We start from the raw sequence: 14,357 nt of genomic DNA on the forward strand, positions 1-14,357 counted from the left end.
AATTCCTAATAAATAGTATACAATCTTATTGCAAGGTCAAGCTTTTGTTTGTATGCCAATCGAGCTGAAAGCGCTTTGGGTCTGCTATTTTGCTCTCTATTGCTATTGTAAGGAACGCCGCTCATATCCCCATATCTGAAGAAAGGGGTTTTACGCGGCGAATAGATGAGGCGGCAAGCGCCTGCTCCAATCTCTCTATCGTCGAGGGCAGGGCCGAGTACACCTTCACTTTGAGATCAGGAGTGATGGATGTCAGGAAGGTGACATGATCAAATTCCAGCCGACCCAATGTTGGATGCATCATGATGCGTGGTCCATCTGGCAGGCCGCGCACATTCTGTTGTTCCCACCACTTACAAAACTGGGGGCTGCGACGTTGTAAATCTTCAATGATTTCAAGAAAAGATGGATCTCCTGGATAGCGAGCATAGTCAGCGCGAAATTGTGCCACCAGGTGTTGCGCCTGTTTCTCCCATTCCAGGTCCATTGTACGATTTCTACGCTCAAAAAAGCGCCAGATAACGTTGCGATAGTGGGGGTGATATGCCTCTTCATCAAAGTCAAATAATAGATTTGCGGTACGATTCCAGGTGAGGACATCCCAACGCGGCCCGATGATAAACGCAGGGTGAGGATCAAGTGCATCCACAACGCGTTGCAGCGCAGGAGAGACTGGCGCTTCCCCCACCGCCTCGTGCACCGGCACCTCCTTATACGCCAGAAGGAAGAGATGCTTCTCTTCGGCAGGAGTGAGCCTGAGCGCCCGGGCCAGACTTTCCAGGACTTGTCGCGATGGATGCACATCCTGCCCCTGTTCGAGCAGCGTATACCAGGACACCCCGATATTTGCCAACTCTGCAACATCTTCGCGCCGCAATCCTGGCGTACGGCGACGAGTACGCACAGGCAGGCCAACATCTGTGGGTTGCAGGCGCGCTCGCCGTGTGCGCAAAAAGGCACCCAGCGCCTCACGGCGTTCTTTTTCGTCCATCTCTTTTGCTCCTTATCCTGCTAGTTTCAATCATACGATAATCCAAGCACTGGTAATACCATCAGCTACGGGCCATACTAGCAAAGAGAAAATTGAAGGTCAAGAGAAAGAGGTATCTATTCATGCCTTTACAATTTGGGATATCCCTGCCGCAAGGCTGGACGATGGAACTGGCAAGCATCAAAGACCCGATTGAGGCCTACGAGACGATGACGCATATTGCCCGGACCGCCGACGAGCTAGGTTTTACATCAGCGTGGCTCGTTGATCACTTTCACACCATTCCACGCCCGTCGCAGGAAATCACTTTTGAATGCTGGACCACGACCGCAGCAGTAGCACGCGACACCCGCCGTATCCGCATCGGTCAACTCGTCACTTGCAATAGCTACCGTAACCCTGCGCTACTGGCGAAAATGGCCAGCACCGTTGATGTCCTTTCACATGGCCGCCTGAACTTCGGCATTGGAGCAGGTTGGCACGAACACGAGTATCGTGGCTATGGCTATGACTATCCTGATGCACCAACGCGTCTGCGCCATCTACGCGAGGCGGTGCAGGTGATTCGAGCAATGTGGACGCAAGAAGAAGCCTCCTTCGAGGGCAAATATTATCAAGTTCATGGTGCCATCAACCAGCCCAAAGGGATACAGAAGCCACATATTCCCATACTTATTGGTGGAAGCGGCGAACAGGTCACGCTCAAGCTAGTGGCACAATATGGCGATGCTTGCAATATCAACGGCGATCTGGCAACAATCCAGCGCAAATTTGCCGTGCTCAAACAGCACTGCGAAAGCGTCGGACGCGATTACGAGAGCATCCATCGCACAATCACCGGCTTCTGTTCTATCGGGGAAACCGACGAGCAAGCCTGGGCAAAAGTGCCGCCAGCACTTTTAAGTCGCGTCGGGAGCCAGATCAACGGTATGCTCATCGGCAGCCCTGACACCATTCGCAAAGGTCTGGCCGAGTTAGAAGCCGCCGGTGTCCAGGAAGTGATCCTTGGTTTCTTTGATATCCTGCACCCGGATACTCTGCGCTTCTTTGCTAAAGAATTTATTGGACAATAAACAACACAGCCTTTCGTAGTCGAGCGATTTATCGCGGAAAAGCGGAAGATCGCGATAAATCGCTCGACTACGAAAGGCTGTGTTGTTTATTGCTCCTGTGGCGGCTGGTGCTGGGGGGCAGGAGATTGCACATTCCAGGACCGCGCCTGGGGAAATGGAAATTGTGGTTGTGGGAATGGAAGTTGCGGCACATCACTCTGCTGCGATTGTGGTTGTTGCTGCTGCGGTTGCTGGGGAGAGGTAAATGAATGCGATGGCGTGCCGTGCCAGCTTGCTTGCTGAGTCCGCATCTGCTGTGTCTGCATTTCCGACAGCGCTAGTTGTTGAGCCTGCCGCTGAGGCGCTGAGAAAGGCTGCATCGTTTGTGTGTTTACTGAGACAGCAGCGCGCTTCTGCTCCTCTTTTCGCATCTGTTGAACGAGTCGCACAGTATACAGGATGACCGCAAGCGCAGCCAGAACGCCAAGCACGATCTTGCCCGAATCGCCCATATATTGATCGACCAGTTCATAATTTTTCCCCAAAAAGTAGCCCGCGCCGGTCAGCGCGATATTCCATATCACGGTGCCAATCAGTGTATAGAGCAAAAACGGCACCATTTTCATCATCGCCACCCCTGCTGGCAGCGATACGAGCGAACGGATACCCGGCACCAGACGACAAAGTAGCACGACCTTCTCACCATGCTTGTCGAACCAGTGATCGGCCTTTTTCACATCCTCGCCGGAAACGGTCAACCATTTTCCATATTTATCGGCCAGCATGACCAGCCGCTCAGTACCAACGATCTTACCCACATAATAGAAGACGACCGCGCCAGCCATCGAGCCTGCCGTCCCAGCCGTGACAACTCCAAACATATTGAGCGAACCCTTATTCGACGCAAACCCACCCAACGGCATAATGACTTCAGAAGGAATTGGTGGAAATACAACTTCTAGAAACATAAGAATCGCTATACCTGGATAGCCGAGCGTATCCATAATGGTTTGAATCCATTCGAGCATGAGGATGATTATATCCTTTCACAATTCTTGATTTTGCACAGAGATTTTTTTGCTAACACTTACTCGCCGTATTTATCAATCGGAGGCATCGTTAGTTGCTACGAATCATTACGCCGCTTTGTTGCTTTATGGACAATCTCTCCTAAGATCGGGACGAAAAGTTCTTTTACAAAAACGTATCTTTTCCTCTTGACTCTCCCCTCGACTGGAGAGTGTATGGTATATCTTGTAAGATGTCTTACTCGACGATAGCAATGAAAGCATGAAAGATGTTTAAGATTCGTGAGTTTTCTCAACTGAGCCAGGTTTCTATCAAAACACTGCGCTATTATGACCAGCTTGGCCTATTGAAACCAGCTTCTATCGATCCCTGCACCGGGTATCGCTACTATACAACTACACAATTGTTCCGGCTCAATCGCATTATTGCGTTCAAAGAACTCGGTTTTACGCTGGAACAAATCATGCACTTGCTTGACGAACAGATTTCTATCGAGCAAATTCGCGGGATGTTTCGTCTCAAGCAAGCTGAAATTCAAGCGTTAATCGAGGACGAACAGACACGCCTGACGCGCCTCGAAGGGCGCTTGCGTCGCATCGAATGCGAGCAGGAGGCGCTCCCACAGCATGAGATTGTCCTCAAAGCGATTGAGCCGCAGCAAGTGGTGTCCATCCGCGACAAAATACCACCTCCAACACTCCCACTCATGCTTGCAGAACTGGATCAATATCTCAAGAGGTATGGGGTGGTCCCTTCCGAAAAGCAACCATATCTCGTCCTGTGGCACGGCTGCGAGGAATGCGACGACGCAACGGATCTGGAAGTGGCACGCCCCATCACGCAATGCATACCAGAAAACGAGCGCTTTCATGTCCAGACGTTGCGAGCTTACCAGACGGTGGCAAGCATTCTCCATCGCTGCCCGGTCCAGAGCGTATGCAGTGCAAGCATCGATCTGGCCGATTGGATCGAGGCGCACCACTATCAGATCGTCGATAATCAGCCCCGCCGTGAAGTCCATCTCACTCAGGAAGACGGCGCTCTTTCTATCGCCGAGGTGCAACTCCCGGTGAAAAGGATCAGCTAAGCGAAATATTTCTGTAAGAGATGTAAATATGCAAAGAAAGAGAACAAAGCGATGAAAGCGATTGGACTCTATCGCTATCTGCCAATTGAAGATCCCAATAGCTTAATAGATATAGAAATCGAGACGCCTGCGCCGGGCGCGCATCAACTACTCGTGCGGGTCAAAGCCGTCTCAGTCAACCCGGTCGATATCAAGACTCGTGCGCCAAAGGCTGGCATCGAGACCATACCGCGCATTTTAGGTTGGGATGTTGCGGGCATTGTCGAGGCCGCTGGTCCCGATTGTCATCTCTTTGAGCCGGGGGATGCCGTCTATTACGCGGGCGATTGGCTCCATCCAGGGGCGAATAGCGAGTTCCATCTGGTAGACGAGTGTATCGTTGCCCGAAAGCCGAACAGCCTCGATTTTGCCCAGGCCGCAGCACTGCCTCTCACCACACTTACCGCCTGGGAGGGGATTTTTGACCGCCTCATGATAGCGCCTGAACCGGAAAAAAATCGCGGCAAGAGCATCCTCATCATTAATGCAGCCGGTGGCGTCGGATCTATTGCAGCGCAATTTGCTCAGTGGGCAGGGTTGAAGGTCATTGGCACGGCCTCTCGCCCGGCATCCATCCAATGGGCAAAAGCGCATGGAGTCGCGGTGATTCTCGATCACCGCCAATCACTTGCCAGTCAGTTGCAACAGTATGGATATACCAACGTTGATTATATCCTGTGTCTGAAAAATGTCGCCCAACACTGGCATACAATGGCCGAAATCATTGCTCCCCAGGGCAAGATCTGCCTCATTGACGACGTTTACGCACCTCTTGATATAGCTATATTCCAGCCGAAAAGCGCAACTATCGCTTTTGAAAATGTGTTTACCCGTCCCAATTTCCACACAGCAGATATGACGGAACAACATCATATCCTTACGGGAGTTGCAGAGCTGATCGATGCAGGCGTACTCCAAACGACGCTCAACGAACGGCTCTCGCCTATCAGCGCCGATACGTTACGACAGGCCCACGCGAGAGTGGAAACCGGAGAAATGGTCGGAAAGCTGGTCGTAGAACAATTTCCAGAATAGTTTTTATAACACACATTAGATAGAAATGGAGCATACAAAAAATGACGACAAAACAGATAGAATGGCACCTCAACGATGCAACGCTTGAAGAGCTAGAGGCATTTCTTGCGAAACCGAACCACGCAGTAGTCGGCGTCAACCGCAAGAGTGGAGCGCCCCAAATGAGCGTTACCTGGTATGTCTGGGATGGCAAAACCTTTTTCTTCTCCACAACGAAGAAGCGCGCCAAGTATATTAATTTGCAGCGAGATCCATCTATCTCAATAGTGATCGACAACTATGCAGAGAAATGGTATGTTGTGATCTATGGACATGCTGAGATTATCGAGCAGAACCACGACGAACTCTCGCTCCCGCTGCTTGAGAAATATATGACCCCTGAACAACGCGCACAATACAGCGGTGGCGATCCAGATCGCGTGATCGTCGTAGTCCATCCCGACAAAATACTAACCGGGCATTAGAAATTTCTCTACTATGTCCCCTTGTAGAAAGGATCAGGCTTGCATGTTACCATGATACAGACCTGATCCTTTCTTAATACATCCTTCCACCAATCGGCACAGCTTTATCTGGCGTGAGCAGCACAACGTTCTCTTCTTCGTCGGGTACGCCCAGAACCAGCACTTCGGAGCGAAACGGGCCAATCTGCTTGGGTGGAAAGTTGACAACGGCAAGGATCAGCTTGCCAACCAGTTCTTCTTTTGTATAGTGTTTGGTAATCTGAGCCGAAGATTTTTTCACGCCAATCTCCGACCCAAAATCGATGGTCAGTTTATATGCGGGCTTGCGGGCCTGGGGAAAATCTTCAGCTTGCAGGATTTTTCCCACTCGAATATCCACTTTCACAAAATCATTATACGTAATCATACGCGCAGACATCTCTCATTCATTGAAATGACGCCAGTAAACACAGATAGAGCAAGCATAGCTAGCGCCACGATTTCTGTCAATCAGCCATTGCCAGAAAGCAATACGAAGACACTGGAGCGGATAATGCTTCAGTGCCTCAGTATCCTTATCTCGCCAACTATCATTGAGAGATGTTATTTTTCTACAAAAGTAATGTCCAGTAAATCAGCTTGAAATGCAATGCGTCTGTTGCGCTGATCTAGCAGGTCGCTTAAATGGACTTCGAGCTTATCGCTCACAACCACCAGATCGTTTTCATCACGTCCATTGCTCGAAACCCAAACGAGCCATTCAGCCAGATTGCCGTGAAAAGCACCACTGTTCACATCTTTGAGATAGTCTGTGCAACGACGAAACAGTTTAGGTAGGATCAATTGACCAGCAGGCCCAATAGAGGCTTGATCATCCAGCGCGAATTCACTGGTCATGTCCACCGCCCAAACTCCCTGATCTGCCCGACGCGCGGTGACAGCGGCTTCTCGTAACAACTGGCGATGCGCGAATGGTGTAGAAGTATAAACGGTGTAATATGCTCTGCCTGAAGTAAGTAGGCGATAGTTCATCGTTAACTTCAAGAGTGCTTCATCCACTTCTACCCATGTTCCATCACTCAAATGAACATCTTGCTCCAACAAAACATACGAAACTGGACGCCCATTAGCCTCTGCCGCCTGGGTAAGAATAGCACCACGAATACTCGCCGGATCTGCCGACTGCACCATTGTTGATTGATGTTTGTAGACGATGTGGTCAAAGCCCATCCAGGATAGAAGTTCATCGCGCGCCTCCTTCCCTAACGGTTGAGCAGCAGAACCATAGTGTAGTTCAGGGGCATCAACGCCCTCAAAGCGTAACTGCACGCTACCGTCACGTGAAGGTTTGATGCGATAAGCCCGGTGCAGTTGCTTATAGAGATCAAGGTTGTCTGCCACAAAGCGCACGGAATCACCATCAGGCTCTTTGCCAACAATCACAAAATTACCGTTCATCACTAGATAATGTGGTGATGACATACTGTTGTCTCCTCGTCTGTTCTTACCTGCTATCAATTGTTGATTTTATCAACGCTTTTCCACAATACTTGACTTACTAAGAGCCGTTTGCCTATGTAAATAGACGCCATTTATGAGAGATTTTTGTATACGGCAATGATACTATCTCTAATAACAGAATACATAGACAAAAAAATACTTATTCATGTATCACATTGAAAAATCTCATTACAATTATTACTCACAAATGTTTTTTCAATACAATCCATAATATTTTGACCATTGCCGTAGGTTCCAGGCTTTATTGCTTCATTCCATAAGCGATAAAAAGCCCACTATCCTTTGGGATATGCACAGCGCCTCGCTCTGCAATCTCTTGCGCTATGATATCGCGTAAAGTATGTTCCTGTTCCTCTGTTGGTGCTGTCAGACTGGAGCTACGAATAAAAGCAAGCAGCGGCTCCACTTCGGTAACAACCAGCGCATTGTTCTCCATTCGTTCAACTTGAACATCTTCAAAGCTACTCTCAAGCTGTTCTGCACCATTTTCTAAAGTAAACTTCTGCTCATCTGACAAGCCTACAGAAGCAAGTCCTGCACTCTGCATGAGTTGCTTGATCCCTTGCAGGTGTATAACACCATTGGTCGCGGCATAGAAATAGCCTGCTGGCTTCAACACCCGCCTGATCTCAGCTATAGCACGCGCCCGATCTGGGACATGATAAAGCATATGGTTGGCAATCACTTTATCAAATGTCGCTGCTTCGTAGGGAATAGCCTGAGCATCAATGATCTGATAGGTGAAAGTATGGCCACTATCAAGCAAATTGTGTCGGGCCTCTTGCAACATGCCTTCTGAGAAATCGGAGAGAGTTATATTGCTTTGGGGCAAGCGCGCTAGATTTTTCAGCCATAACATCCCAGAACCGCTGCCCAGTTCAAGGACCCTATCACCCGCAGTAAGTTTGATGCTCTCAAAAACCCACTCATGCCAATCCCTGGGATTAGTGCTGAAATGCTGATGCAAATAAATACGCGCATTCAACTTCGAGGCGTTTTTGTACTGATCCGTAAGCAGATAGTGTTGATTAGCCAGTTCAGACATGTCATCTATTTCCTTATAAAAATTGCTGATAGGCTGGATTACACGCCATTCGTATTCTTTGCTGCTTGCATTATATCGTATATAGATTAGTTATGTTGCAATCAGGTCACGAGGCAAACTCGTTTTCTGACAGGCAGATGCAGTGAAACATAATTAGTCCTCTCCCACCTCACCCCCTTCTCAACTAAGAAGATGAATGAACAAGGAGAGGACCAGGAAGTCGCGGACTACTGAGAAGATAACTTGTAAAAACTAAAAGAGGCTGTTAGACAACCGCAGCGATCTTTTGCGGACGCACCATGTAGCCGCTCATCTGCTCAAAGGCATGGGCAGCACGCAACACGGTCGAGTCTTCTCCTCTGCGTCCGACCAGCATCATGCCCACCGGCAAACCCTCTGAAAGGCCGCAAGGGACCGACATTGCAGGATGGCCGGTAACGTCGAATTGCATCGTGTTTGTGATCATTTCGCTGGTACGCATCAACTTCTCCTCACGTGAAGCATCAGGAGCAGGTAAAGGAGTTGCTTTTAGCGGCAACGTTGGCATGACCAGTAGATCCACCGTTTGCAATACATCGTCGTACGCCTTCGTTAGCAAGCGTGCCAGATTACGGGCTTTGCCATAATAGTGTCCCTGGTACTTATCCTGCATATACTGTCCTAATAAAAGATACATTTTCACTGTATCCGCCAGATCATTCGCTCTGAACGTGCGCCCCCGTGCATATGCATCCATCAGAGATGTAGGATAGTAGCCTTTCCAGTTCGTCCCAGCTCCATTATAGCCGATAACCGGCAACGCACCCTCAGCGGCTATCGCGGTCCCAATGGCGATCCCATCACGATGCATGGGAATAGAAACTGTGCTGACAGAGGCACCCGTTTCAACAAAGCGGTGGGCCGATGCTTCTACCATCTCCTCAACATCAGCCTGGGAGATACCGGGCCAACCAAATCCCTCTTTGAGTATTCCAATGCGCAGCCCCCGGGTATGACCCACTAACGTCCTCATATACCCATCTTCCGGCGTAATACCATTCTGCCGAGGATCGAGTCCATCGGGGCCAGCAATAGCTTCAAGCAACAGCGCAACATCTTCCACCGTCGCCGCTATTGGCCCCGCATGATCGATGGTCAACTCAAGCGAACAAATACCAGTATAAGGGACAAGGCCATGTGTTGGTTTGAGGCCATACGCTCCACACCAGGCACTCGGCATACGGATAGAGCCACCCTGGTCGCAACCAATCGCCATATCACACTCGCCCGCAACCACCAGCGCCGCGCTCCCGCTGGATGAGCCTCCAGCAGAATAGGCGGGATTGTGAGGATTTGATACTGGACCCGTATCGGAGGTATGGCTTCCTCCTGATAAACAGAGATGCTCACATACAGCCTTGCCGACGATCTCACCGCCCGCTTCGAGCATGCGTGTCACAATAGTCGCGTCAAATTCGGGCGTATAGCCTTCCAGCGTCGCTGAACCATTCATCATAGGGACGCCCGCCAGACAGATATTATCTTTCAGCGCAATACGTTTCCCCGACAGGGGTCCGGTCTCTGCACCTTTAACCAAACACTTCTGATACCAGGCATTGAGGGGATTTTCATCCGGGGTCGGACGATAACTACCAGTACGCGGATATTGAACAGGAAGCGCAGGCTCTACAAGCTGATCCAGACGACTATAAGTTTCCATCGAGGCCCCTATCAAGCCTTCAAAAAAGGCAAGGTCTGTATCACTCATTTGCATGTTATAGCGCTCGGCTATCTTACGTATCTGCTCAGTGGTAGGTTTGACGGGCATGTTTTAACCTTTCTTTGTGAGACAACATATCGACCGCACCACCAGACGGTAGGACGCAGTGTAGCACAACGGACAAGCTACGCTATAAATACACCAAATTACTCTAGAGTACTACTAAAGCAAGCGACAAGGTGAACTATCCGAGCCGCAGTCACACGACACATCGCAACGGCCCCGAATGATTTGGGCGGCCTACTCTTACTATAAAGCACAACCAGGCAGTTATTCAATCCAAAATCTGTATAAAGTGCACAAAATTTCTCAGGAATATAGATTTTTTCCATTTATTCTTACTGATAAGAACGGGGGTATAACCTGCTCATGTCTATATTCTTGTGCAAATCACATACATTAACAAAATTCTCTCTTTTACAACCCTGAGTTTCGGTAGAACCGCGAACCTGAGCTGTATGCTAAAGATATTCAGGATTTTATCAACGAATTGAACAAATAAACGTTTTGCCGATAACGTCTGAGAGCAGAGTGGTCTGCTCTCAGATTTTTTAGAGAGGCGGACATAGAAACGGATACAGACCACCATGAGATAACCCGGTCAGTCTTCTCGCCGGGCCAGCAACGTACGCATAAAGCAGATCATACAGAAACGGTTGCCTTGAATCTCGCTCAACGCTTGATGACAGAGGCCATCATACGCGCGTTCCCAGATCAGGCCGCTCATCAGAATAAGATCCTTCATTTGCAGGCTCAGAGCGTGAAAATGGTGGGCAAAATGACGATTCAGACATGTTCCCTGAGAAGCATCCACGAGATGTGCTCCATCCTCGATAATAGCACACCCGTAGCGACGTAGCCAGCAAGCCATCTGTGCGGTGATGCCTGGCACGCTCCCCGCCTCGCTCTCCTTGCGGCACATCTGCATCGTTCTGGCAAGGAGCGTTGAAAAGAAGTGCTGACAACTGAGACCAGTGCAGATCGGCATTTCAGCCTCGTGCCAGAGCAGATACCCGCCTGGCCTGCACAGGTCAATCAATGTACACACAAGCGCACAAACACGCTCGATAGCGGGATTGGTGGCACAAAAGGAGAGATGCACCAGATCAAAGCGGTGCAGCTCTACAAGCGCGGTGGACAGCGTTTCATAATCTTTCACCAGAAACGTTACGTTGGGCAGGCCATAAGCCTGAGCGCGTGCCAGTTCAATCTGGTAAGAGCTGGAATCGATCCCAATACATTGAGCGTGCGGATAGCGGCGCGCCATTGCCAGCAACCATTCGCCGCTACGACAATGAACATCAAGGATAGTTGTAAATGTTTCGCTATGCAGCGCAGCAGGCAACAACTCGCCCATCAGTTCGTTGAAATAACAGTGTTCTGCAAACGACGGATGAGCATTTCCCACAAGCAACGGAGCAGGCGATGGTACGGCAAAAGCTTGCATATCTAGGCTCATTTCTAAGCGGTCAAACATACAGTAGTCTTCCTCCCTTCAATCTCAACAGGCGTCTTCATAGAAAATCTAACATAAAGGCATAAAAGAACGAATGGAAGAAGCGAGCAAGCAGCACATTTCCCTGGAGGATGATCAGCTTGCACGCCTCTTTCCCTTGTAAGTAAGAAGATGGAGGTTTGAGTTAGCGATCTTATACGGGCCGAGTATACTGAAAAGAGCGGTACATGGCTCGTATATCAACGGGTATTTTCTGTAAATCGGAAGATAGATGATATATGAGGGTAACAGTTCCTCCTTTCCCTTGCCACTAAAGACCTGCTTAACGCTTACAATAGGTATTGTACATCATTTTCTTACTGTTGTAAAGATGAATCAGAATAAGTTTTAGGTTTACACAAGCAAAATTTAGTTCTATATTTTACACAAGCAAAATCCGTCTCAGCTTTACAGTCATATCAGGTTACAACTAGATTGGTATTCATGACAGAAGAGAATGAGTATTTAAGCATTCCTGGGCATGTTCCCGTAAAGGTAGCAGCAAAGATGCTAGGCCTTTCCGAGGATCGTGTGTTCCAACACATCTACTCCCGGCGGCTTCGAGCAAAAAAGGTTGGGGGGAGATACATGTTAGATATCCATGAAGTCGAAGATTTTAAGCGCAATCCACCGGGGCGTGTACGTGAAAGGGCACCCAAATGGCGCATTTATGATCGGCGTATCAAGTTACTCAATACTCAAATAGTGGTACCGATACGAGAGGGGCAGGAGGGATTACTCGAACAAAGGATACAAGAGATTTATATTGCGCAGGAGCATAGGCTCTCTGGCACAATGGGACGTTACATCTTACGGAATATTCATTCTCCAGAACTGGTAACTATCTCGCTGTTGTGGAAAGATAACGAGATGCCTGATGAAGTAACCCGACAGCGTGAGTTGGAAGCATTCAAAGCCAATTTTGCCGATGTACTGGATTGGGAACGTGCCGTGTTTACGCATAACGAAGGCGTACTCTATACCTGATAGATATATGCTACAATAAAATGAGACGGTTTCTTCTCTATTTTAAAGTGCGTGTTACCTTGATGATGTGCAAGGAGTGTATATATCGAGGGGGTCAGGAGGACATGGAGTCTTTTGGATAACAACCGAACATTTCCGTTTCTCTACATAGTAGCATCCGCATGCAAAAGGAGAGAAGGAAATGCTTCGGTTATCCGTGTTCGAGACGAGAGGTAAAAGCATCATGGGCAAATTATTCCAACGTTACCGTAAGATGAAACCAACTATTGCGCGCAGGCTCTCCGAAGAGGACTATCAACGCTATCACGGTATGATACAAACGCTTGAAGGAATACGCCCATTCGAGGTGGGTGATTATCTGGCGCGCGACAATAAAGGCGTCTGGCCGATTGAGCGGGTCACGATCCAGAAAAGCTTCTATTGTGTTAGCGAACCAGATGAAGAGGGCTGGGCCGCATATCAGGCGCTTGATATCCGCGAAGCAGTGCAAATGGAAGACAACTTCACCATCAACGGCCTGACGGGGAAAAAAGGCGATTATCTCGTACGTAGCACCTGGGGAGGAACTGGCAGACCGGTTGACAGAGAAATCTTTGAGTCAACCTATGCCCTTATGGAACAATAGCAGCCTCCCCTCGGCTGCCACGCCGTTGGGATACCTCACAAACACGAACAAAGCGATACCACCAGAAGCAGTGGGGAGGGATAGACTATGCCTCATTACTTATCCAGGCCTGTCACCTTTGACTCCGAAACATCACAGCCATTGCTCTACGCCGAGGATTTGTTTACAGCAATCTACATATGACTACCAGGAAATAATCTGCATCCGATATAACTGCCACAATACACGCTCCACCGTCTCTGGAGGAAGATGCATTTGTGTTTTGATCTGGTCAACGCTGCGTTGGCCATTGATTAGAGCCAGCACCGAACGTAAAGCAATACGCTCTTTGGCGCTCATCCCATCAAGATGTCCGGGTAGCAGGGGCATATTCCGGTGAGGAATTATCACATTCAAAGAGGATGAGACCTGCGGGAGGGAAGAAGGCGTAGGATTGGATGGAGTGATATCTATGTTTCGATCAGACCGTGCCTGCACCTGCCAGACGGCAACCGGGCGCAAGATCTGAAAAGCTGCCGTGCCATTGATAGAGGCACCGCTCCGGCCCTCTATAAGGCACTCAATAATCTTCCCCTCCTGGACATGGACAGTGCCGATACAAGGCTCAGCAATGCCAGGTACACCACCAGGAAAGGCCGTATAGAAAGACACTGACTGTTGACCAAATTCTTGTACAAGAGTCGATAAATTCTGGTAGTATGTCTTGCGTTCCATCAAATCCCTTTCAACGAATAATAGATGCAATACCAGGAACGATGATACAATACTGTGGAAGTTTAAGCTCCGTTATTACATCGCACCAGCACAATCTCAATTATCATATCACGAATGATATAAAAAACGTATAAAGATCTTCGTATTGAGGGAGTGTCAATGAAACCCTTAGATATTCTTAATGCGTAATCGGCTTGATAGGTGAATGCCTCTGCCATGCAGTGAAATTGTCTTATGTAAGACATAGAGAAGAAGTCTTTATGCAGCCAGTTCCAGTCAGCATGCAATAGCGGAATAAACAGAGTAGAATCGCCAAAATGGACAGTTTTCATATGTAGAAAAGCCAGGAAATAGCGTGAAGCCAAAAAAAAGATAGAGGGAAGTGGGCAGGGGTATACTATATACAGTGGTGCGGGATGATCGTTTGGGTGCCACTTTGCTCTGTCGAGCTTTGTTCTAGGTAGGAGCTGTTGAAGTGGTTCCGGGAAGCAGAGCCGCTCTCTGCACTTCACCGTTGAACCTGCCAGTGTGCTAT

At 48.8% G+C, this 14,357-nt stretch carries 13 protein-coding genes and 1 pseudogene; 6 read left to right on the plus strand and 8 right to left on the minus strand.

Annotated features, from left to right (window positions below):
* Window positions 1-121: 121 nt before the first annotated feature.
* On the minus strand, window positions 122-991 hold the full coding sequence (locus K3T83_RS12965) for a helix-turn-helix transcriptional regulator (protein ID WP_220203386.1): 870 nt from the start codon (window positions 989-991) through the stop codon (window positions 122-124).
* 122 nt (window positions 992-1,113) lie between these two features.
* Between K3T83_RS12965 and K3T83_RS12970 the strand changes: the two genes are divergently transcribed.
* Entirely contained in the window at window positions 1,114-2,064 is a 951-nt protein-coding gene (locus K3T83_RS12970; RefSeq protein ID WP_220203387.1) for an LLM class F420-dependent oxidoreductase, read from the plus strand.
* A 422-nt stretch (window positions 2,065-2,486) separates the two neighbouring features.
* On the opposite strand, the pseudogene K3T83_RS57880 reads toward K3T83_RS12970, so the two are convergent.
* Window positions 2,487-3,071: pseudogene (locus tag K3T83_RS57880) on the minus strand (DedA family protein); the annotation flags it as partial.
* Between the two features lie 269 nt (window positions 3,072-3,340).
* On the opposite strand from K3T83_RS57880, the gene K3T83_RS12980 reads away from it, so the two are divergent.
* From K3T83_RS12980 to K3T83_RS12990, 3 genes are read left to right on the plus strand one after another with little or no spacing between them, the layout of a single operon-like run.
* Complete coding sequence (locus tag K3T83_RS12980) at window positions 3,341-4,159, plus strand: MerR family transcriptional regulator (protein ID WP_220203389.1); 819 nt, start codon at window positions 3,341-3,343, stop codon at window positions 4,157-4,159.
* Between the two features lie 51 nt (window positions 4,160-4,210).
* Entirely contained in the window at window positions 4,211-5,233 is a 1,023-nt protein-coding gene (locus K3T83_RS12985) for a zinc-binding alcohol dehydrogenase family protein (protein ID WP_220203390.1), read from the plus strand.
* A 41-nt stretch (window positions 5,234-5,274) separates the two neighbouring features.
* A complete protein-coding gene (locus tag K3T83_RS12990; RefSeq protein ID WP_220203391.1) occupies window positions 5,275-5,697 on the plus strand; it encodes a PPOX class F420-dependent oxidoreductase in 423 nt (140 codons plus the stop codon).
* A 73-nt stretch (window positions 5,698-5,770) separates the two neighbouring features.
* Here the strand turns inward: K3T83_RS12990 and K3T83_RS12995 are convergent, their stop codons facing one another.
* The 5 genes from K3T83_RS12995 to K3T83_RS13015 all read right to left on the minus strand — a co-directional run bounded on the left by K3T83_RS12995 (window position 5,771) and on the right by K3T83_RS13015 (window position 11,478).
* Window positions 5,771-6,103, minus strand: coding sequence for a tRNA-binding protein (locus K3T83_RS12995; RefSeq protein WP_220203392.1), 333 nt, complete (start codon window positions 6,101-6,103; stop codon window positions 5,771-5,773).
* A 176-nt stretch (window positions 6,104-6,279) separates the two neighbouring features.
* The gene (locus K3T83_RS13000) at window positions 6,280-7,158 is read right to left on the minus strand and encodes a thermonuclease family protein (RefSeq protein ID WP_220203393.1); all 879 of its coding nucleotides are present in this window, start codon (window positions 7,156-7,158) and stop codon (window positions 6,280-6,282) included.
* A 280-nt stretch (window positions 7,159-7,438) separates the two neighbouring features.
* A complete protein-coding gene (locus K3T83_RS13005) occupies window positions 7,439-8,242 on the minus strand; it encodes a class I SAM-dependent methyltransferase (protein ID WP_220203394.1) in 804 nt (267 codons plus the stop codon).
* Window positions 8,243-8,507: 265 nt separating this feature from the next.
* Entirely contained in the window at window positions 8,508-10,049 is a 1,542-nt protein-coding gene (locus K3T83_RS13010; RefSeq protein WP_220203395.1) for an amidase, read from the minus strand.
* A 553-nt stretch (window positions 10,050-10,602) separates the two neighbouring features.
* On the minus strand, window positions 10,603-11,478 hold the full coding sequence (locus K3T83_RS13015; RefSeq protein ID WP_220203396.1) for a class I SAM-dependent methyltransferase: 876 nt from the start codon (window positions 11,476-11,478) through the stop codon (window positions 10,603-10,605).
* 606 nt (window positions 11,479-12,084) lie between these two features.
* On the opposite strand from K3T83_RS13015, the gene K3T83_RS13020 reads away from it, so the two are divergent.
* Both K3T83_RS13020 and K3T83_RS13025 read left to right on the plus strand, forming a co-directional pair.
* A complete protein-coding gene (locus K3T83_RS13020; RefSeq protein WP_220203397.1) occupies window positions 12,085-12,483 on the plus strand; it encodes a hypothetical protein in 399 nt (132 codons plus the stop codon).
* Between the two features lie 181 nt (window positions 12,484-12,664).
* Entirely contained in the window at window positions 12,665-13,108 is a 444-nt protein-coding gene (locus K3T83_RS13025; protein ID WP_220203398.1) for a hypothetical protein, read from the plus strand.
* Window positions 13,109-13,291: 183 nt separating this feature from the next.
* Here K3T83_RS13025 and K3T83_RS13030 read toward each other — a convergent pair whose 3' ends face one another.
* Window positions 13,292-13,822, minus strand: a complete 531-nt coding sequence (locus K3T83_RS13030) for a hypothetical protein (RefSeq protein ID WP_220203399.1) — start codon at window positions 13,820-13,822, stop codon at window positions 13,292-13,294.
* Between the last annotated feature and the right edge of the window lie 535 nt (window positions 13,823-14,357).

It is taken from the genome of Reticulibacter mediterranei (genome assembly GCF_016587455.1).